The sequence below is a fragment of the Microbacterium sp. zg-Y818 genome (assembly GCF_030246905.1).
Classification (GTDB): Bacteria; Actinomycetota; Actinomycetes; order Actinomycetales; family Microbacteriaceae; genus Microbacterium.
In genome coordinates this window covers 550,116-570,516 of the sequence record NZ_CP126741.1, presented here as the reverse complement: position 1 = coordinate 570,516, position 20,401 = coordinate 550,116, and the positions used below count along the sequence as shown (strand labels likewise).

General features: G+C 71.2%; 14 protein-coding genes and 1 riboswitch. Of the genes, 8 read left to right on the top strand and 6 right to left on the bottom strand.

Features of this window, described 5'->3' with window-relative positions; translation table 11 throughout:
- The first annotated feature begins 68 nt into the window (after window positions 1-68).
- Entirely contained in the window at window positions 69-3,638 is a 3,570-nt protein-coding gene (locus tag QNO21_RS02505) for a S8 family serine peptidase (RefSeq protein ID WP_257519623.1), read from the top strand.
- Between the two features lie 155 nt (window positions 3,639-3,793).
- Here QNO21_RS02505 and QNO21_RS02500 read toward each other — a convergent pair whose 3' ends face one another.
- Together QNO21_RS02500 and glyA are read right to left on the bottom strand one after the other, a co-directional pair.
- Window positions 3,794-4,684, bottom strand: a complete 891-nt coding sequence (locus QNO21_RS02500; protein WP_257516345.1) for a bifunctional methylenetetrahydrofolate dehydrogenase/methenyltetrahydrofolate cyclohydrolase — start codon at window positions 4,682-4,684, stop codon at window positions 3,794-3,796.
- Entirely contained in the window at window positions 4,681-5,955 is a 1,275-nt protein-coding gene (glyA, locus tag QNO21_RS02495) for a serine hydroxymethyltransferase (RefSeq protein WP_257519624.1), read from the bottom strand. The genes QNO21_RS02500 and glyA overlap by 4 nt, the downstream gene beginning before the upstream one ends.
- Before the next feature lie 64 nt (window positions 5,956-6,019).
- A riboswitch (ZMP/ZTP riboswitch) is annotated at window positions 6,020-6,103 on the bottom strand.
- Between the two features lie 105 nt (window positions 6,104-6,208).
- Between glyA and nagA the strand changes: the two genes are divergently transcribed.
- The 3 genes from nagA to QNO21_RS02480 are packed head-to-tail and all read left to right on the top strand — an operon-like array spanning window position 6,209 to window position 9,194.
- Window positions 6,209-7,366, top strand: coding sequence for an N-acetylglucosamine-6-phosphate deacetylase (nagA, locus tag QNO21_RS02490; RefSeq protein ID WP_257519625.1), 1,158 nt, complete (start codon window positions 6,209-6,211; stop codon window positions 7,364-7,366).
- Window positions 7,367-7,410: 44 nt separating this feature from the next.
- On the top strand, window positions 7,411-7,812 hold the full coding sequence (locus QNO21_RS02485) for a YrdB family protein (protein ID WP_257519626.1): 402 nt from the start codon (window positions 7,411-7,413) through the stop codon (window positions 7,810-7,812).
- Window positions 7,809-9,194, top strand: coding sequence for an FAD-binding oxidoreductase (locus QNO21_RS02480; protein WP_257519627.1), 1,386 nt, complete (start codon window positions 7,809-7,811; stop codon window positions 9,192-9,194). Before QNO21_RS02485 ends, QNO21_RS02480 begins: the two co-directional genes overlap by 4 nt.
- A 39-nt stretch (window positions 9,195-9,233) precedes the next feature.
- On the opposite strand, the gene QNO21_RS02475 is transcribed toward QNO21_RS02480, so the two are convergent.
- Window positions 9,234-10,013 carry a glucosamine-6-phosphate deaminase gene (locus QNO21_RS02475; RefSeq protein WP_257519628.1) on the bottom strand — a complete coding sequence of 260 codons (780 nt, stop codon included), beginning with the start codon at window positions 10,011-10,013 and terminating at the stop codon, window positions 9,234-9,236.
- A gap of 203 nt (window positions 10,014-10,216) precedes the next feature.
- On the opposite strand from QNO21_RS02475, the gene QNO21_RS02470 reads away from it, so the two are divergent.
- From QNO21_RS02470 to QNO21_RS02460, 3 genes are all read left to right on the top strand, one after another.
- Window positions 10,217-11,707 carry a L,D-transpeptidase family protein gene (locus QNO21_RS02470; protein ID WP_257519629.1) on the top strand — a complete coding sequence of 497 codons (1,491 nt, stop codon included), beginning with the start codon at window positions 10,217-10,219 and terminating at the stop codon, window positions 11,705-11,707.
- Between the two features lie 28 nt (window positions 11,708-11,735).
- Window positions 11,736-12,722 (top strand): acetylxylan esterase, encoded by a 987-nt coding sequence (locus QNO21_RS02465; protein ID WP_257519630.1) that lies wholly within the window; start codon window positions 11,736-11,738, stop codon window positions 12,720-12,722.
- A 62-nt stretch (window positions 12,723-12,784) separates the two neighbouring features.
- A complete protein-coding gene (locus QNO21_RS02460; protein ID WP_257519631.1) occupies window positions 12,785-13,237 on the top strand; it encodes a GNAT family N-acetyltransferase in 453 nt (150 codons plus the stop codon).
- A 108-nt stretch (window positions 13,238-13,345) separates the two neighbouring features.
- Here QNO21_RS02460 and QNO21_RS02455 read toward each other — a convergent pair whose 3' ends face one another.
- The 3 genes from QNO21_RS02455 to QNO21_RS02445 all read right to left on the bottom strand — a co-directional run bounded on the left by QNO21_RS02455 (window position 13,346) and on the right by QNO21_RS02445 (window position 18,791).
- A complete protein-coding gene (locus tag QNO21_RS02455) occupies window positions 13,346-15,565 on the bottom strand; it encodes an NADP-dependent isocitrate dehydrogenase (RefSeq protein WP_257519632.1) in 2,220 nt (739 codons plus the stop codon).
- Window positions 15,566-15,639: 74 nt separating this feature from the next.
- The gene (locus tag QNO21_RS02450) at window positions 15,640-17,772 is read right to left on the bottom strand and encodes an alpha-galactosidase (RefSeq protein ID WP_257519633.1); all 2,133 of its coding nucleotides are present in this window, start codon (window positions 17,770-17,772) and stop codon (window positions 15,640-15,642) included.
- Window positions 17,769-18,791, bottom strand: coding sequence for a LacI family DNA-binding transcriptional regulator (locus QNO21_RS02445; RefSeq protein ID WP_257515088.1), 1,023 nt, complete (start codon window positions 18,789-18,791; stop codon window positions 17,769-17,771). The genes QNO21_RS02450 and QNO21_RS02445 overlap by 4 nt, the downstream gene beginning before the upstream one ends.
- Before the next feature lie 279 nt (window positions 18,792-19,070).
- Here QNO21_RS02445 and QNO21_RS02440 point away from each other — a divergent pair, with 279 nt between their 5' ends.
- Window positions 19,071-20,387: an ABC transporter substrate-binding protein gene (locus QNO21_RS02440; protein WP_257519634.1), complete on the top strand. Its 1,317-nt coding sequence runs from the start codon at window positions 19,071-19,073 to the stop codon at window positions 20,385-20,387.
- The last annotated feature ends 14 nt before the right edge of the window (window positions 20,388-20,401 follow it).

Here is a 20,401-nt window from a genome sequence, read left to right as displayed (position 1 = left end):
GCTTGCTCTCAGGTGAAACGTAGGTTTCTCCTACCGAACACCCAGGTTCGCTGACGGAGGCCCCCCGGATGACTCGATCACTGTCGTTCCCGCGTTTGCTGCAGCTGTTCGCCGCGCTGGGGGTGACGGTGCTCCTGCTGGTCATGCTCGCTCCCCCCGCCCACGCGACCACCGGCGCCGACGACTTCACCGCAAGCCCGGTCTCGCCCGAGGGGCCGGCCGAGTCCGACGCCCGATCAGCCACGGGCAAGCTCGCCGAGAGCGACCCCGACGTCCTCGGCCGCACCGACTCGGGCCAGACGGCGATCATGGTCAAGGTCGACGTCGACCCGGTCGCCGCCTACGCCGGCGGCATCGAGGGCCTCGCCGCGACGAGCCCCGCCGTCACCGGCCGCGATGTGGCCGACAGCGATGTCTCGGCGTACACCGCGTATGTGCAGGAGCAACTGGATGCCGCCTTCGCCGAGATCCAGGCAGCCGTCCCCGGTGCCGAACTGCTGTCGCGTCATGTGACCGTCTACGGCGGTCTGTCGATCATCCTCCCCGCCAACCGCGCGAAGGACGTCGCCGGACTCGAGACGGTCGCCGCCGTGCAGGACAACGCCCTGCGCGTCCAGGGGACCGCAGCCCCCGAGGAGACCCCCGCACCGGAGGAGACCCCGGCACCGGAAGAGACCCCCGCGCCCGAGGAGACCGCCGTTCCCGAAGAGACGGCCGCACCGGAGGAGACCCCGGCACCGGAAGAGACTCCCGCGCCCGAAGAGACCGCCGCGCCCGAAGAGACCCCGGCACCCGAGGAGACCCCGGCACCGGAGGAAGCCCCCGGACCGGACGCCCACGACGCCGACGGCCTCGACAACGACGGGTCGGCCTTCGTCGGCGCCGACAAGGTGTGGCCGAGCCTCGGCGGTCGCGACCAGGCAGGAGCGGGTGTCATCGTCGGCGTCATCGACTCAGGCATCTGGCCCGAGCACCCGATGCTCGCAGACAACGGCATCCCCACCCCCGAAGGCGGACCGTGGGCCTGCGAGTTCGGCGGCGGCGCGGAGGGCGCCGGTGACGACTTCGCCTGCAACGACAAGCTGGTCGGCGCATACGCGTTGCTCGACGCCTACCAGGTGCTCGCCGAAGAGCCCGCCGGAGCCATCGACTTCTGCGGCACTGACGTCTGCTCCGCCCGCGACTCCGACGGGCACGGCACGCACACCGCCACCACCGCCGCCGGCAGCGCCGTGGACAGCGCCCTCGTGCTCGGCGCCGACCACGGCCCCATCAGCGGCATCGCACCGGGAGCGTCGATCATCGCGTACCGGGCACTCGGCCCAGCCGGTGGATACAACTCCGACCTCGTCGCCGCCGTGGAGCAGACCATCCTGGACGGCGTCGACGTCATCAACTACTCCGTCAGCGGGTCGGCGAACGTCTACACCGACCCGGTGGAGATGGCGTTCCTCGACGCGTATGCCGCAGGGGTGGCGGTGCACGCCTCGGCCGGCAACTCCGGCCCCGGGGCGTCCACGGCCAACCACGCCGGCCCCTGGACGACGACCGTGGCCGCCTCCACCCTCGACCGGGTCTTCGCCTCGACCCTCGAGCTCTCCGCCACCGACGGCGGCACGCTGACCAAGAGCGGCGCGACCGTCACGCAGGGCGTCACCGACGCCCCCGTGGTGCGCGCCGACGCCGTCCCTGGCTACACCGGCGGCATCCGCTGCGAGCAGCCCTTCGCCGACGGCTCGCTCGCCGGCACGGTCGTGGCGTGCGAGCGAGGCGGCAACGCCCGCGTCGCGAAGGGATACAACGCCCTGCTCGGCGACGCTGCGGGAATGATCCTGTACAACCCCACCCTGCAGGACACCGCCACCGACAACCACTTCCTCCCGACGATCCACCTCGAGGGACCCAACGACGAGCTTCTCGCCTTCCTGACCCGCCCCGGCGTCACCGCCTCGTGGGGTCCCGGGCAGGCGAGCCCCGGCCCGGGCGACGTCATGGCGAGCTTCAGCTCGCGAGGCCCCATCGGAGAGTTCCTCAAGCCCGACATCACCGCCCCGGGCGTCCAGGTGCTGGCCGGCAACACCCCCGCGCCGAGCAGCCCCGATGCCGGCCCCGACGGCCAGTACTACCAGGCCATCGCCGGCACCTCGATGTCGTCGCCCCACGCGGCAGGCGTCGCGGCCCTCGTGATCGCCGCCCGGCCCGAATTCACCCCCGGTCAGGTCAAGTCGGCGCTCATGACCTCGTCGCTGCAGGACGTGGTCAACGCGGACGGCTCCCCCGCCGGCGTGTTCGACCGCGGGGCCGGCAGCATCCGCGCGGACCGCGCTGTGGCGCCGATGCTCACCATCGCCGAGACGGCTGAACGGTTCGCCGCGAGCGCCGCCGACCCCCAGGGGCGCGTGGACCTCAACATCCCGAGCATCTACGTCGATCCCATGCCCGGTGCCATCGAGACCACCCGCACCGTGACCAACGTCACCGACCGACCGCAGACCTTCCGCGTCAGCGACGAGTCCACCGGGGGCCTGCGGGTGACGGTCTTCCCGTCGCGGTTCACCGTCGCTCCGGGCGCGTCCAAGCGGCTGTCGGTGATCATCGACGGACTGGAAGCGGCGGAGGGGTGGCAGCAGGGCGAGATCACCCTCACCCCGACCCGCGGCGGTTCGGACGTGGTGATCCCGCTCGCGGCGAACGTGCGCGAGGCGGAGGTGGCGCTCGGGCAGTCGTGTGAGCCCGAGAGCATCCGCCGCGGCTCCACCACCACCTGCACCGTCACGGCGACGAACTTCCTGCCGGTGGAGGTGCCGGCGACCATCAACGTCGCCGCGCACCCGTTCCTGAACGTGCGGGGCGTCACCGCACCCGCCAAGCGCCAGTTCCTCGGCGCGAAGTGGGAGGGCACGTTGAGCCCCGCCATCGCACCGACGATCCAGTCGGTCGCACCGGCGGCCGACTCCCACCCCACCGGCGCCTACCTGCCGTTGGCGGACTTCGGGATCGCCTCGGTCGCGCTCGGCGACGAGTCGATCATGAACTTCGCGGTGCCGTCGTTCTCCTACGGCGGCGAGGTGTACGACCGCGTCGGCGTCGTCTCGAACGGCTACGTCGTCGTCGGCGGCGGCACCTCGGCGGATGTGTCCTACCAGTCCACCGGCATCCCGAACCCGGCCTCGCCGAACAACGTGCTGGCGCCGCACTGGACCGACCTCAACCCCGAGGCGGGCGGCGCCGTGCGGGTGAGCACGCTCAGCGACGGCGTCACGAACTTCCTCGTCATCGAGTGGGAGGACGTGCCGACCTACTCCGGCAACGCCGTGAACACGTTCCAGACATGGATCGCGCTGGGCGCCACCGAGGCGATCTGGTTCGCGTACGGCGACGCGCCGGTCGCGGACAGCGCGACCGGCGCGGTCACCGGAGCCGAGAACCGGGACGGCACGAGCGGTGTCGTCGCCGACCCGCCGAGCGCGGGCGACGTCTACGCCATCACGACCGCACCGCCCACCGCCGGCGGCACGGTGAGCTTCGACTACACCCTCACGGGGGTGCTCCGCGGGCAGTGGGACACCTGGGCGACGCTCACCAGCCCGCAGCTGCGGGCCACCCCCGCCGAGCAGACGACGATCACGGTGCGCTGACCGCTCGGTGCGCTAGCCGCTGAGACCGCATCTGGCGGCCGAGACCGTGGGTGACAACCACTGTCTCGGCCGCCAGTTGTCGTCTCACCGGTCAGGCAGGGTCCGGCGGGCCGTGCAGTCGAACGGGCGCGGGGAGCGACGTACCCCGGGGGCGGTCAGGCGGTGCGGGCGGCGGCGCGCTCGGCGGCCTCGACCACGTTGGTCATCAGCAGCGCGACCGTCATCGGACCGACCCCGCCCGGGTTCGGCGACAGGTACCCGGCGACCTCCGCCACGTCGGGGGCGACGTCGCCGAAGACGCGGCTCTTGCCGGTCTCGGGGTCGAGTTCGCGCGTGACGCCGACGTCGAGCACGGCGGCGCCGGGGCGCACATCCTCGGCCCGCACGATGTGCTTCACGCCCGCCGCGGCGACGATGACATCGGCCTCGCGCAGGTGACGGCCGAGGTCGACCGTGCCGGTGTGGGTCAGCGTCACCGTCGCGTTGTACTCGCGGCGGGTCAGCAGCAGCCCGATCGACCGGCCGATGGTGACCCCGCGGCCGACGACGACGACATGCTTGCCCGCCAGATCGTAGCCGTTGCGGGTGAGCAGTTCGATGACGCCCCGGGGGGTGCACGGAAGCGGCGTGGTGATGGGCGTGTTGACGTTGAGCACGAGCCGACCGAGGTTGGTCGGGTGGAGGCCATCGGCATCCTTCGCCGGGTCGATCCGCTCCAGGATCGCGTCGGTGTCCAGGTGCTTCGGCAGCGGCAGCTGCACGATGTAGCCGTGGCAGGTGGGGTCGGCGTTGAGCTCGTCGATCAGCTCCTCGACCTGCTGCTGGGTGGCGTCGGCGGGGAGCTCACGCTGGATCGAGTTCATCCCGATCGCCTCGGACTGCTTGTGCTTCATGCCGACGTACAGCTGGGATGCCGGATCGGCCCCCACCAGCACGGTCGCGATGCCCGGGACGATGCCCTTCTCCGCCAGCGCCGCCACCCGCGTGCGCAGCTCGTCCTTGATCGCGGCCGCCGTCGCGACGCCGTCGAGCCGGACCGCGGTCACTGCTGCAGGCCGGGGTAGAGGGGGAACGCCGCGGTGAGGGCAGCGACGCGTACGCGCAGCGCCTCGAGGTCGGCACCGGGCAGCAGCGCCTGGGCGATGATGTCGGCGACCTCGGTGAACTCGGCGTCGCCGAAGCCGCGGGTCGCGAGCGCGGGCGTGCCGATGCGCAGGCCCGAGGTGACCATCGGCGGCCGGGGGTCGTTGGGGACGGCGTTGCGGTTCACGGTGATGTGGATCTCGTGCAGCAGATCCTCGGCCTGCTTGCCGTCGATCGCGGCGTCGCGGAGATCCACCAGCACCAGGTGCACGTCGGTGCCGCCCGAGCGCACGGCGATGCCGGCATCCTTGACGTCCTGCTGCGTGAGGCGATCGGCGAGGATCGCCGCACCCCGCAGCACGCGCTCCTGCCGCTCGGCGAACTCCGGGGTCGCCGCGAGCTTGAACGCCGTCGCCTTGGCGGCGATGACGTGCATGAGCGGCCCGCCCTGCTGGCCGGGGAAGACGGCGGAGTTGATCTTCTTGGCGATGTCGGGGTCGTTGCTGAGGATGAATCCCGAGCGGGGACCGCCGATGGTCTTGTGCACCGTCGACGACACCACGTGCGCGTGGGGCACCGGGTTCGGGTGGAGGCCCGCAGCGACGAGGCCTGCGAAGTGCGCCATGTCGACCCAGAGGAGCGCGCCGACCTCGTCGGCGATGGCGCGGAAGGCGGCGAAGTCGAGCTGACGGGGGTACGCCGACCAGCCGGCGATGATCACCTTCGGCTTGTGCTCGATCGCGAGGCGGCGTACCTCGTCCATATCCACCAGCGACGTCTCGGCGTCGACCCCGTACGCCACGATGTTGTAGAGGCGACCGGAGAAGTTGATCTTCATGCCGTGGGTGAGGTGGCCGCCGTGGTCCAGCGACAGACCCAGCAGCGTGTCACCGGGACGCGCGATGGCGTGCAGCACCGCGGCGTTGGCCGAGGCGCCGGAGTGCGGCTGCACGTTGGCGAACTGCGCGCCGAAGAGCGACTTCGCCCGCTCGATCGCGAGCTCCTCGGCGACGTCGACTTCTTCGCAGCCGCCGTAGTAGCGGCGACCCGGGTAGCCCTCGGCGTACTTGTTGGTCAGCACCGAGCCCTGCGACTGCAGCACCGAGACCGGCACGAAGTTCTCGGACGCGATCATCTCGAGGTAGCCGCGCTGGCGTTCGAGTTCCCGCTCGAGCACCTGGGCGATCTCGGGATCGACCTCGGAGAGGGGGGCGTTGAACACGGAATCGGTCATGGCGATCTCCAGACTGCAGCGGGTACGTAGAGGTGGTCGAGGCGCCCGCGATGCGGGCGTATCGAGACCCGGCCCAGGCGTGCGGTCGAATGCCTTGTCGGTCGCTCCCCGGTGGTGGCCCACCTCAACGCCAGTCGCGACACCCAGAGCATAGCGGATGCCGCGTCGCGCTCCCCGTCGATGCCGCCCGGCGTCTTCACCCGCGGCGCCCGCGCCCCGGGCGGCGCATGCCGCGTTGCTACGCTGGCTTACCGTGCAGACCCAGGGCTTTTCCCGTGTCGACCTCGTCATCCACCGCGTGCGGCTCGTCGACGCCGGTGAGATCACCGACGACGCCTGGGTGGCGTTCCAGGGCGGCCGTGTCGCCGCCGTCGGCCAGGGCGACTCCTGGCGAGGCCTCTCCCCCGCCGACGCGCACGACGGCGACGGCGCCTGGCTGACGCCCGGCTTCGTCGACATCCACGGCCACGGCGGTGCGGGTCACGCGTTCGACGACGGCCCGGAAGCCATCGCCGAGGCCCGCGCGATGCACCGCGCCCACGGCACGACGCGGGCGGTGCTGTCTCTCGTGACGGCGTCGATCGACGATATGGTCTCCCGCGTCACCGCGGTCGCGCGCCTGGCCCGGGCGGATGCCACGATCCTCGGCTCGCACCTGGAGGGTCCGTTCCTCGACGTCGGCCACAAAGGCGCGCACACCGCGGGCCTGCTGCAAGCCCCCGATGCGGCATCCGTGGACCGGCTGCTGGATGCCGGCGACGGCACCATCCGGCAGGTGACCCTCGCCCCCGAGCTGCCGGGGGCATCCGACGCGATCGCCCGGTTCGTCGCCGCCGGCGTGGCCGTGGCCGTGGGGCACACCGGCGCCGACTCCGATGCGGCCCGACGCGCCTTCGACGCGGGCGCGACGATCCTCACCCATGCCTTCAACGGCATGCGCGGCATCCATCACCGCGCGCCGGGCCCCGTCGTCGCGGCGATGCGGGACGAGCGCGTCACGATCGAGCTCATCGCCGACGGCACGCACGTGCACCCCGACGTGATGCGGCTGGTCTTCGCGGGCGCCCCCGGTCGCGTCGCCCTCATCACCGATGCGATGGCCGCCGCAGGCTCGGCCGACGGCGCCTACACGCTCGGCGGGCTCGCTGTGACGGTCACCGACGGGGTGGCGCGCCTGGACGACGGCGGATCGATCGCGGGGTCGACGCTGACGCAGGATGCCGCGCTGCGGATGGTCACCGGCCGGTGCGGCGTCTCGATGCCGGACGCGGTCGCGGCGCTCACCACCGTCCCCGCGCGTGCGATCGGCGCGCAGGCGGGGTCGCTCGCCGTCGGCGCGACGGCCGACGCCGTGCTGCTGGACGCCGACCTCACCGTGCGGACGGTGTGGGTGGACGGCGTTCCGGCGTAGCGGCCCCCGGCGGGCTGCTCCTGCGCCAGACGTAGACTGAAGCCATGTCCGATCTGCCCTCCGTGCGCCCCGCGAAACCCGCCGAGCCGCAGCCGCCGCAGCCCGACACCAGCCGCGCGCTCACCGCGGTGGACGTGTTCTCGGCGGTCTGCGGCGTGTTCGCGTTCTCGACCCTCGCCTTCTGGGGCTTCGTGGCGTGGGAGTTCCCGTGGAACCTCGTCGCGGGGATCGGCGCCCCCATCGTCGCGATCCTGCTGTGGGCGCTGTTCGTGTCGCCACGCGCCGTGCTCGCCGTGCACCCGTTCGTGCGGGCACTGGTCGAGCTCTTCGTCTACGCCGCCGCGACCATCGCCTGGTGGGCGCTCGGCCACACCTGGGTGGGACTCGGGTTCGCCATCGTCGCCGTGACCGTCGGCGTCATCAGCGGGCGCCGCCGCCTGGCATGACCTCCGCCGCGCCGCCCGCAGCACCCGATGTGGTCGCGCTGCTGCGCGAAGCGCTCGGCAGCCGGGTCGACACCTCCCACGAAGCGCTCGACGCCGCCCGCGCCGACAAGTCCGGACACGCGTCCGCTGCGGCCCCCCTGGCCGTCGTGCACGCGGCATCCATCGCCGACGTGCAGCAGACGATGCAGATCGCCACCGCGACCCGCACGCCCGTCGTCACCCGCGGCGCCGGTACCGGACTCGCCGGCGGCGCCAACGCAGGTGCGGGCGAGATCGCCCTGTCGGTGCGGGGCATGGACCGCATCCTCGAGGTGCGCCCCGACGACCTGCTCGCCGTGGTGGAGCCGGGCATCATCAACGCCGAGCTCAACGCGGCGCTGGCCGCGCACGGACTGTGGTGGGCCCCCGACCCCGCCAGCCGCGACATCTCCACCGTCGGCGGCAACATCGCCACCGGCGCCGGCGGGTTGCTGTGCGCCAAGTACGGGGTCGTCCGCGATGCCGTGCTGGGCCTGGACGTCGTGCTCGCCGACGGCCGGCTGGTGCATCTCGGCCACCGCAGCGTCAAGGGCGTCACCGGTCTTGACCTCACCGCGCTCATGATCGGCTCCGAAGGAACCCTCGGCGTCGTCGTGGGTGCAACGCTGAAGCTCCGCCGTCTCGTACCCGGCGGCACGCGCACCCTCGCGGCCACCTTCTCCGACGTCCGCTCGGCCGCCGTCGGGTCGGCCGCGGTGACCGCCTCGGGCATCCAGCCGGCGATCATGGAGCTGATGGATGCCGTCAGCCTCGAGGCCGTGCACCGGCTGCTGCAGCTGCCGCCTCCCACCCCGGGCGCCGCCCAGCTCACGATCCAGACCGACGGTCCCGCCGCCGACGTCGAGGCCGAGGCCATCGCCGATGTGCTGAAAGCCGCGGGAGGCACGGTGACCCTCGCCGCCGACGAGGCCGAGGGCGAGCGGCTGCTGGCCGTGCGCCGCGCGATGCACCCGGCCATGGTGACCCTCGGTACGACCCTCATCGAGGACGTCTCGGTGCCCCGCAGCGCCCTGCCGGCGATGTTCGACGAGATCGCCCGCGTCGAGCGCGACCACGGCATGGTGATCCCGACGGTGGCGCACGCCGGCGACGGCAACCTGCACCCGAACTTCGTGTTCGAGGGAACCGAGGTGCCGCCGGCCGTCTGGGATGCCGCCGACGACCTGTTCCGCGCCGCCTTGCGCCTGGGCGGCACGCTGACCGGAGAGCACGGCATCGGCGTGCTCAAGCGGCGATGGCTCGCCGACGAGCTCGGCGACGATCAGTGGCAGCTGCAGCGGGACATCGCCCGTGTGTTCGACCCGCTCGGCATCCTCAACCCCGGCAAGGTCTTCGCGCCCTGAGCCGGCTGAGCGGGCCGAGCGGGTGAGCCCGGACCGCGCTCAGAGACCCTGCCAGGCCGGCTTGTTCTCCCACGTGTAGCGGTAGTAGTCCGCCCGCGTGAGCTTCGACGCCGCGGCCTCGTCGACCACGACCGTCGCGTGCGGGTGCAGCTGGATCGCGGAGCCCGGGAGCGAGGCGGTCACCGGCCCCTCGACCGCGCCGACGACGGCAGCGGCCTTTCCCTCGCCGAAGGCCAGCAGCACGAGGTGCCGGGCCGACAGGATGGTGCCCAGGCCCTGCGTGATGCAGTGCATCGGCACCTCGTCGACCGAGTTGAAGAAGCGCGCGTTGTCGTCGCGCGTCTGCGCGGTGAGCGTCTTCACGCGGGTGCGGGAGGCGAAGGACGATCCCGGCTCGTTGAAGCCGATGTGTCCGTCGGTGCCGATCCCGAGGATCTGCAGGTCGACCCCGCCCGCCTCGGCGATGGCGCGCTCGTAGTCGTCACCGGCGTGCTCGATGCCCTCGAGCGATCCGTTCGGCACGCGCACGCGCGCCGGGTCCAGCCCGAGCGGCTCGACGACCTCCCGCGTGATGACGTTGCGGTAGCTCTCGGGGTGGGCGGGATCGATGCCCACGTACTCGTCCAGCGCGAACCCGCGCACCCGAGAGAGGTCCACCTCGCCGTGTCGGGCCCGCAGCGCCTCGTAGACCGGCAGCGGGGTGGAGCCGGTGGCGAGGCCCAGCACGGCGTCGGGCTTTCGCTTCACCAGGCCCAGGATCTCCGCGGCGACGAGCGCTCCGGCATCCGCTGCCGACGGGACGATCACGATCTCAGCCATAGGACGCTTCCTCCTCGATGGGGCGCCCCGCGCCGATCGGCGGAGGCGACACCTCCATCCAACCGCACCTCGTCCTCCCGCGCCGCCGGTCACGTCGCGCCGCCGTCCTGCGCCGTACCGTGACCGTTCCGTTGCCTCCGGCGTGTCAGGCGTCGATTACCATGGGACGGAGGTATCGGCACACACGGACCGGGGGGTGGAATGTGACGGACGTGGTCACCAGGCCAGAGGCAGACAGTTCGAACGGCGCTGCCGCCGACGACGCGACGACCGTTGCCCTCGACGCAGGAGGTGACCGCACCGACGGAAACGACGTGCGCTGGGCACCCGCCGAAGCGGCACCCAAGCGACGCCGACTGGGTCTGTGGATCGGCGTACCGGCCGCTGCGCTCGCACTCGGCGCAGCCGCCGCATCACTCATGCTGGTCGCCCCGGGCACGTCCGTGGCCGGCGTCCCGGTGGGGTGGCTCACCCCCGGTGCCGCAGGCGACGTGATCAACGAGCGCCTCGGCAGCACCGAGATCGTGCTGGAGGGCGGCGCGACCGTCACCGCCGCCGACCTGGGCGCGAGCGTCGACGGTCAGGCCCTCGCCGAAGCCGCCTTCGCCGAGCGCCCCATGTGGAACGTCACCCAGTGGTTCGGCGATCCCGTGGCCGCCACCGTGACCATCGACGCCGAGCAGACGGCGGAAGTGCTGCGCGACGCTGCCCCCGCGCTGTACACGGCGCCCACCGACGCGACGGTCGCCTTCGACGCGGCATCGCAGGCCTACGTGCTGACCCCCGCGATCGACGGCGAGGGCATCGACCCGACGGCCGTCGAAGCGGCGCTGCAGCAGGCCTTCGACGACGGGGCGAGCTCGGTCTCGCTCGATGATCCGGGCCGTGCCGTCCTTCCCGCCAACACCACCACCGAAGAAGGTCAGGCGGGCGTCGACACGCTCAACGCCATGCTCGATTCCGCCGGCTTCTACATCGGCGAGGAGCGCACCGTGCCGATCGACCGGGCGGCGCTGGCATCCTGGCTGACCCTGTCGACGGGCGAGAACGGCGAAGTGACGTTCGAAGCGGATGCCGCGGCGATCCAGCCGATGGTCGACACCCTGCCCGCTCTCGTCGCCCGCGAGGCGGTCGACGCCACCGTCATCACCAACACCGCCGGCGAGAAGCTCTGGGACATCCAGGCGGGTCAGACCGGCCGCGCGCTGGAATCGACCGACGGCATCGCCGCAGGGTTCGCCGAGCAGCTCGCCGACGGCAACGCGGCCTACGCGCTGCCGGTCGTCGAGACCGAGTTCCAGACCACGTCGCTGGCGCGCACCATCGACGTCAACCTCAGCTCCCAGCGCGTCACCCTCTACGAGAACGGCGCCGCGGTCGACGGGTGGTCGGTCTCCACCGGCAAGCAGGGTGCGCCGACCTACCCCGGCGAGTACACGATCCAGCGCATGTACCCCATGCAGACGCTCTACGGCACGTACCGCGGGCCGAACGGCGAGGACCTCGGTCCCTACGTGCAGCCCGACGTGAAGTGGATGATGTACTTCAACGGCGGACAGGCTTTCCACGGGGTGTACTGGCACAGCAACTGGGGCACGCCCACCAGCCACGGCTGCGTCGGGATGCCGGAGTGGCGCGCTGCGCAGCTGTACGACTGGGCCGCCCCGGGCGTCGAGGTGTCGATCCACTACTGAGCGCCCGCCGCCCTCTAGGGTGGCGATCGTGCCCCGTTTCGACCTGCCTCCCGCCGAGCTCGCCGTCTACCGCCCCGAGGTACGCGAACCGCGCGATTTCGACGACTTCTGGACGAGGACGCTCACGGCATCCCGCGCCGCCGGAGGCGAGGCGACCCGTCGCCCGGTGGACACGCCGTTCACGGTCTTCGACGTCTACGACGTCACCTTCCCCGGGTACGACGGCGAGCCGGTGCGGGCGTGGCTGACCCTGCCGCGAGGCGTGACCGGGCCCCTCCCCGCCGTGGTGGAGTACAACGGCTACGGCGGCGGCCGCGGTCTTCCCGGTGAGCGCAGCACGTGGGCCTCCGCCGGGTACGCGCACCTGTTCATGGACACGCGCGGCCAGGGCTCGGCGTGGGGATCCGGCGGTGACACCCCCGACCCGCACGGGTCGGGACCTGCGGCGAACGGGTTCATGACGCGCGGCATCGACTCACCCGAGACGTACTACTACCGACGCGTCTTCACCGACGCCGTGCGCGCCGTGGATGCCGTGCGCTCCTTTCCCGAGGTGGACCCGGCGCGCGTGTCGGTTACCGGGGGCAGCCAGGGCGGAGGCATCACGCTCGCCGTCGCGGGACTGTGCGACGGCCTCGTCGCCGCCATGCCCGACGTGCCGTTCCTGTGCCATTTCGAGCGTGCCGTGGGGCTCACCGACAGCGACCCCTATCAGGAGGTCGTGCGCTACCTCTCGGTGCACCGGGGCGCGGAGGAGCGGGTCTTCGAGACGCTGTCGTACTTCGACGGGGTCAGCTTCGCCCGGCGGGCGACGGCATCCGCCCTCTTCTCCGTCGCGCTCATGGATCCGGTCTGCCCGCCGTCGACGGTCTACGCCGCGTTCAACCACTACTCCGGCGACAAGCGCATCGAGGTGTACACGCACAACCAGCACGAGGGCGGACAGGCGCACCAGTGGTACGCGCAGGCTTCGTTCCTGGCCGACAGGCTGGGTGCGCTCGCGTCGACGGCGTGAACGGCGTGTGACGCTTTCTCGCGCATGTGCGTCGGGGTCGCAAACCCCGATAACCTGTGCTCATGGCTGAGCTTCATGTGGTGGAACTGTCGGCGTCGACGATCGTCGCGGTGAACAACATGTCACTGAAGCCGGGCCAGGAACGCTTCCTCGCCCCCGAGAGCTACGCGATCGCCGCCACCGTGGTGAACCCGGCCACCTCCTGGCAGCGGGTCGTCATGGACGGCGACGAGGTCGTCGGATTCGTGAGCGCGAACTTCGATCCCGAGGCGCCGCAGGAGCACTTCCGCTCGGTGCTGTGGCGCATCAACGTGGATGCCGACGACCAGGGCCGCGGCGTCGGGCGCTACGCCGTCGAGAAGCTGCTCGAAGAAGCGCGCTCCCGGGGCATGGACCACGTGAACGTCATCTACGAAGCCGGCGAAGGCGGCCCCGAGACCTTCTTCACCCGCGTGGGCTTCACCCCCGTCGGCGAGACCGAGTACGGCGAGGTCGTCGCCGAGGTGCGCCTCTAGCGGCATCCCGACCCGCCCTTCGACGCTGAGACGAATGCGGGCGGCCGAGACAGTGGGTAACACCCATCGTCTCGGCCGCCCGTATTCGTTTCACGGTCTGCGCGCGGCTCAGCCGATCGCGTCGATCACCGCGTTGAACGTCTCGGACGGGCGCATGACGGCCTCCACGCGGGCGACGTCGGGGCGGTAGTAGCCGCCGATGTCGGCGGGCGAGCCCTGCACGGCGTTCAGCTCGGCGACGATCTGCTCCTCCTGCGAAGCCAGTGCATCGGCGATCGGGGCGAAGACGGCGGCCAGCTCGGCGTCGGCGGTCTGCCGGGCGAGCTCCTGTGCCCAGTACAGCGCGAGGTAGAAGTGGCTGCCGCGGTTGTCGATGGTGCCGAGCTTGCGGCCGGGCGAGCGGTCCTGCTCGAGGAACGTGCCCGTCGCGGCATCCAGCGTGTCGGCCAAGATCTGCGCCTTGACGTTGCCGGTGGTGGTCGCGAGGTGCTCGAGGGATGCCGCCAGCGCGAAGAACTCGCCCAGCGAGTCCCAGCGCAGGTAGTTCTCGGCCACCAGCTGCTGCACGTGCTTGGGAGCCGAGCCGCCGGCGCCGGTCTCGAAGAGGCCTCCCCCGGCGAGCAGCGGCACGATCGAGAGCATCTTGGCGCTCGTGCCGACCTCGAGGATCGGGAAGAGGTCGGTGAGGTAGTCGCGCAGCACGTTCCCGGTCACCGAGATGGTGTCCTCGCCCTTGCGGATGCGGTCCAGCGAGTACTGGGTGGCCTCTGCCGGCGCGAGGATCTCGATCGTGAGCCCGTCGGTGTCGTGGTCGGCCAGGTAGGTCTTCACCTTCTCGATGAGCTGGGCGTCGTGCGCGCGCGACGCGTCGAGCCAGAACACGGCGGGCGCGCCGGTGGCCCGGGCACGGGTGACGGCGAGCTTCACCCAGTCGCGCACGGCGATGTCCTTGGTCTGCGTCGCACGCCAGATGTCACCGGGGGCGACGGCGTGCTCGAGCAGCACGTCGCCGGCGGAGTTCCGCACCTGCACGACGCCCTCGGAGGCGATCTCGAACGTCTTGTCGTGGCTGCCGTACTCCTCAGCCGCCTGCGCCATGAGGCCGACGTTGGGAACGCTGCCGATCGTGGCCGGGTCCAGCGGACCGTGCGCGATGACGTCGTCGATGACGGTCTGGTAGACCCCGGCGTACGAGGAGTCCGGGATGACCGCGATGGTGTCGTCCTCGCCGCCATCGGCGCCCCACAGCTTGCCGCCGTTGCGCACGAGCGCCGGCATGGAGGCATCCACGATGACATCCGACGGCACGTGCAGGTTCGTGATGCCCTTGTCCGAGTTGACGTACGACAGGCGGGGTCCGCCTGCCATCGCGTCGGTGAAGGCCGCGATGATCTCCTCGCCGCCCTCGACGTCCTTCAGGCCCGACAGGATGCCGCCGAGGCCGTCGTTCGGGGTGAGTCCGGCGGCGGCGATGCGGTCGCCGTACTTCGCGAACACGTCGGCGAAGTAGGCGCGCACGACGTGGCCGAAGATGATGGGGTCGCTGACCTTCATCATCGTGGCCTTCAGGTGCACCGAGTACAGCACGTCGTCCGCCTCGGCGGCGCGCAGCGTCTCGGCGAGGAACGCGTCCAGGGCCGCGGCCGAGAGGAACGTGGCATCCACGATCTCGCCCGGAAGGACCTTCAGGCCCTCCTTGAGCGGAGTGACGGTGCCGTCGGATGCCACGTGCTGGATCGTCAGCACGTCGTCGGCGGCGATCACGACCGAGGTCTCGTTGGCCTTGAAGTCGTCGTGCCCGAGGGTGGCGACGCGGGTCTTGGATCCTTCGGCGAACGGCTTGTTGCGGTGCGGGTGCTTGCGGGCGTAGTTCTTCACCGCCAGCGGCGCGCGGCGGTCGCTGTTGCCCTCACGCAGCACGGGGTTGACCGCGGAGCCCTTGATGCGGTCGTAGCGGGCGCGGATGTCCTTCTGCTCGAGCGTGGTCGGCTCGTCGGGGTAGTCCGGGATGTCGTAGCCGGCGGCCTGCAACTCGGCGATGGCGGCCTTCAGCTGCGGGATGGATGCCGAGATGTTCGGCAGCTTGATGATGTTGGCCTCGGGCAGGGTCGCGAGACCTCCGAGCTCGGCCAGCGCGTCACCGACCTGCTGCTGCGGCGTCAGCCGCTGGGGGAAGGCGGCGAGCACGCGGCCCGCCAGCGAGATGTCCCGCGTCTCGACGGACACCCCGGCCTGACCGGTGTAGGCCTGCACGATGGGCAGGAACGATGCCGTCGCCAGCGCCGGCGCCTCGTCGGTGTACGTGTAGATGATCGTGGGCTCGGTCACGTCGTATTCTCCGTCCGGAACTGCAATTGTCTCGATATCAAGATACCCCGGGGACCGCCCAACGCCGGCGCCGATCAGATCGCCTCGAGGTGCAGGACGAACGCCTGCGCCGGCCAGAGGGTCGGCAGCTGCAGTCCCACGTCGGACAGCAGCGAGCCGACCAGGGTGATCTCGCCGCTGGTGAACCATTCCGGGGCGACCCACCCGTAGGCGGCGTCGCCGATCTCGCGCCGCACCCGCACCCGGTAACGCAGCTCGGGGCTCAGCCCGGGGATGCGCAGCCGCTCGGCGCGGGCGTCCTCGAGGCTCGCGACGGTGGCCACGATCACGACTGCGGCGTGGTCGGTCGTGAAGGCGGTCGCCCGCCACGCCGGGTCCCGCACCAGGGGATGGCGCACGGTCCCGGAGTGCACGATCGGACGCAGCTCGCGGTAGAGCGCGGCGAACCGGCTGAGCGCGGCGGTCTCCTCGGCGTCGCACGCGAGGATGTCCCATTCGAAGCCGGCCGAACCCATGAGACTCGTCGCCATCCGGTAAGACAGGCTGGTGCGGCGTCCCGAGCTGTGCGCGTCGGTGGGCCCCACGTGCGCGCCCACGAGTTCCGGCGGCAGCAGCAGTCCGGTCCACCGTTGGATGTCCTGCCGCTCGATCGGATCGTTCGAGTCGCTCGCCCACACCCGGTCGCACACCTCCAGCATCCCGAGGTCGGTGCGTGCTCCCCCACTGGAGCACGACTCGATCTCGAGCGCCGGATGCCGCGCCTTCAGCTCCCGGATCAGCTCATACACCGCGAGCATCTGCACATGGCCGCCCGGCCGCCCGGCATGCACGCTCTCGACCAGGTCGCGGTTGTGGTCCCACTTGATGAAGTCGATGCCGAGCCCCACCACCAGGTCGTCGATGCGCTCGAGGACGTGCGCGAACGCCTCGGGGTGTGCGAGGTCCAGCACGTACTGCTGCCGCCACGACAGGGCGGCGGGGTGGTCGAGGTGACCAGGCTCGTGCAGCAGCCAGTCCGGGTGGGAGCGCGCGAGGTCGGAGTCGAGACTCACCATCTCGGGCTCGAACCAGAGCCCGAACTGCATGCCGAGGGCGTGGACGCGATCGGCCAGGGGGGCGAGCCCGTCGGGCCAGACACGGCGGTCGACCACCCAGTCGCCGAGGCTGGTGGAGTCGTCCCGGCGCCCCTGGAACCAGCCATCGTCGAGTACGAACCGCTCCACGCCGATCTCGGCCGCCCGCTCGGCGAGCGCCGCCAGGCGCTCCGGGTCCTGGTCGAAGTACACCGCCTCCCAGGTGTTCAGCACGAGCGGGCGCGGCGTCTGCGGATGCTGCGGCCGGGCACGCATCCAGGCGTGCACCCGTCCGGCAAAGCCGTCCAGTCCTTCATCGCTGTAGACGAAGGCGACGCGCGGCGCGTCGTACCGCTCGCCGGCAGAGAGCACCACCTCCCCCGGGCGCAGCAGCTCCCCGGCTCCGATGAGCGGCACCGCGTCGGTCAGGCGATCGGTGCGCACCGTCACATCCGAGGACCACGCCGGATGCACGCCCCAGACCTCGCCGGAATCCCACCGCGCCGCGCCGCGCGACACGATGCCGACCAGCGGCGCGTCGTGCCCGGGGCGTCCCCGGCGGGACTGCCGCACGTTCGAGCCGGGCGGCAGGTCTAGGGCGACGGGGCGCTTCTCCCGCGTCCACCGCCCGTCGAAGGTCAGCAGCGCGTCCACGCCCGCCGGTACGGGGAGGGTGGCTTCGAGCCACCCGACCTCCACCGGCTCCGCGGCGGCGGGCAGTTCGAGTGCCTGGCTGACCCAGACGACCCCGCCCGCCTCGATGGTGACCTCGATCGTGAGCACCAGCCCCGACGTCTGGTCATCGGCGACGACGGTGCAGGCCGTAGCCGCCGCGGCGGCATCCCTCACCCGCCACCGCGGATGGTGCAGCACTCCGCGGCGGCGGATCTCCAGCCCCGGCCGCCCCGCGAAGCCGTCGCCCTCCTGGGGGGAGAGGGACACCTGCCACGCGGCATCCAGCGTTCCCGGCGGAGTCTGTCTGCTGAGCGCGGCCGACAGCGCGTCGAGGTCCTCTGGTGATGGCTGCCCGAGGGCACGCCCCCAGTGCAGCACGCTCGGCAGGCGCTCACCGTCGTGCTCGAGCACGAGGGATACGCCGTGGGCCTGCAGGTGGATGTGGCGTGGCGTGGTCATCGCGTCCTCTCCGGAGCCGGTCGTTCGCCGGTGCCGCGCTCCAGCACCCAGGTGGGCAGCGCCACCTGCTGCGTGAAGCCGGCGGGGTCGGCCATGCGCTCCAGCGCGAGCGTCGCGGCTCGGCGGCCCAGTTCGAGCGGGTCGTAGCTGATGACCGTCACCCCGAGCACGTCGGCGGTATCGAAGTCGTCGAACCCGATGAACGCCGTGCGGCCGTCGTCGCGGCGAGCACGCAGCACGCGGAGGGCGCCGATGGTCATGCGGTTGTTGCCGGTGATGAACGCGGTCGGCGCGTCGTCCGCATCGAGCAGGTCGCCGACGAGCCGATCGGCGGGCACCGAAAGGTCGTCGCCCAGCCTCTCCCAGCGGCGCGAATCGTGGATACCATACGTCGCGAGCGCATCACGGTACCCCCGCAGGCGCTCGGTCTGCGTGTAGACGGATGCCGGGTTGCAGACGTACCCGATGCGCCGGTGCCCGTGCGCCAGCAGCCGCCGCGTCGCGTCGAACGCCCCGCGATGGTTCTCGAGCACCACGGCGTCGGCGACCAGGTTGCGCGCCGGCCGGTCGATGGCGATGACGGGGGTCCCCAGCTGCCGCTCGCCTTCCAGGTACGACTGGTCGTCGGCGACCGGGATGAGCAGCAGCGCCCCGATCCGCTGGGAGAGCAGGGCATCGGCAACCCGCTCCTCGCCTTCCGGCGTGTCGTCGGTGGTCGCAACGACGAGCCCGTAGCCGGCGCCGGCGAGCTGCTTCTCGATCCCCGAGGCGACCTTGTAGTAGAAGGGGTTGCCGAGCTCGCCCATGATGAACCCGACGGTGTTGGTGCCGCCACCGCGCCGCAGCCCGCGGGCGAGCGTGTTCGGCCGGAACCGCAACCGCTTGGCGGCCACGAGCACGCGCTCGACGGTGTCGGGAGCCACGAGGCCGCGGTGGGTGAAGACGCGGGAAACGGTCTTGGAGCTGACTCCCGCCAGGCGCGCGACGTCGTCGAGTGTGGCTCGCTGCTGCACGGTCACCGGGGACTCCTTCGTCGCGACGGGCTCAGGCTAGCATCCCGCGGTCGCGATGACGACGTAGGACATTCGCACGGACATTTCGCTCGCCGCCGAAAGCGACTTCGCCAGTAAATCCCTGATCAGGGTGTTTTGAAAACTGGCGGGCGCCACCTGGACAGACAGAGACAGCGTTGACATCGGGCCCTTGCGCACGCTTCCGGAGCGCCCCTACTCTGACCTCGCGACGACCCGACGACACGGCGGCGCGCGAGTTCAAGGGCGAACGATAGGAGACATCACATGGCACGCAAGGCGCTGGCAGGCATCGTCCTGCTGACCGCTGCCGGCGTCGCGCTGAGCGGCTGCGCAGGCGGCGGCGGGGGCGATCAGGCCGACAACACGATCGACGGCGAGGTGCAGGGCGAGATCAAGGTGATCACCTGGCGCACCGACCTGGTCGAGGACGGCACGTTCGAGGCATACGCCGAGGAGTTCAACAAGACCTACCCCGACGTCACCGTGACGTTCGAGGGCATCACCGACTACGCCGGCGAGATGCAGACGCGCATGAGCACGACCAACTACGGCGACGTCATCGGCATCCCGAACATCCAACCTGCACAGTTCGAGCAGTTCCTCGAACCGCTGGGCGAGACGGCCGACTTCGAGGACACCTACCGGTTCCTTCCGGCTGCCAGCTTCGAGGGCACCCAGTACGGCATCGCCTTCGGCGGCAACGCCAACGGCGTGGTCTACAACAAGAGGGTCTTCGAAGAGGCCGGTGTGACCGAGCTCCCCACCACCGAAGCGGAGTGGCTCGCGGCCTTGCAGCTGGTCGAGGACAACACCGACGCCATTCCGCTCTACACCAACTACAAGGACGGCTGGCCGCTGACGCAGAGCTTCAGCAACCTGGGCGCCGTCACCAACGACCCCGACGCGCCCATCACGATGGCGGAGAACCCGGCCCCGTGGACGGAGGGCACCGACGTGCATGCGATCGACTCCCTGCTGTTCGAGACGGTCGCCGCGGGCCTGACCGAGCCCGATCCGCTCACTACCAACTGGGAGCAGTCGAAGGTCGACCTCGGCACCGGCAAGATCGCGGCGATGACCCTCGGGTCGTGGGCGATCTCGCAGATGCAGGACGCTGCGGAGACCGGCGGCGCCTCCGCGGACGACATCGGCTTCATGGCGTTCCCGGCCGAGGTCGACGGCACGCAGTACGCCGTCATCGGCGGGGACTACAACCTGGCCGTCAGCAGGCACTCCGACGCCAAAGCGGCCGCGTGGGCGTGGATCCAGTGGGTCGTGTCGGAATCCGGCTACACCGAGGAGCAGGGGATGGTCTCCCCCGTCATCGACAAGGAGCTGCCCGAGACGCTGCAGGGGCTCTCGGAAGAGGGCGTGGAGCTGATGGAGATCAACCCGGCGCCGGCGGGCAAGGAGGGACTCATCAACGAGATCGCCGACGACTCGCAGATCGACCTGTATGGCCCGATCTACCGGCAGAAACTCGTCGACATCGCGCGTGGTGCCGCCGAAGGCGACAAGGAGAGCTACTTCGCCGAGCTCAACGAGCGGTGGGCCGCCTCGATGGCCAACGTCGCGGGCTGACCGGAAGGGACGGC

Bases quoted from the DNA above. Each gene is read 5' to 3' on its own strand.
- QNO21_RS02505 (WP_257519623.1), top strand. From the start codon at position 69: ATGACTCGATCACTGTCGTTCCCGCGTTTGCTGCAGCTGTTCGCCGCG.
- glyA (WP_257519624.1), bottom strand. From the start codon at position 5,955: ATGACCGATTCCGTGTTCAACGCCCCCCTCTCCGAGGTCGATCCCGAG.
- QNO21_RS02485 (WP_257519626.1), top strand. From the start codon at position 7,411: ATGTCCGATCTGCCCTCCGTGCGCCCCGCGAAACCCGCCGAGCCGCAG.
- QNO21_RS02480 (WP_257519627.1), top strand. From the start codon at position 7,809: ATGACCTCCGCCGCGCCGCCCGCAGCACCCGATGTGGTCGCGCTGCTG.
- QNO21_RS02475 (WP_257519628.1), bottom strand. From the start codon at position 10,013: ATGGCTGAGATCGTGATCGTCCCGTCGGCAGCGGATGCCGGAGCGCTC.
- QNO21_RS02460 (WP_257519631.1), top strand. From the start codon at position 12,785: ATGGCTGAGCTTCATGTGGTGGAACTGTCGGCGTCGACGATCGTCGCG.
- QNO21_RS02450 (WP_257519633.1), bottom strand. From the start codon at position 17,772: ATGACCACGCCACGCCACATCCACCTGCAGGCCCACGGCGTATCCCTC.
- QNO21_RS02440 (WP_257519634.1), top strand. From the start codon at position 19,071: ATGGCACGCAAGGCGCTGGCAGGCATCGTCCTGCTGACCGCTGCCGGC.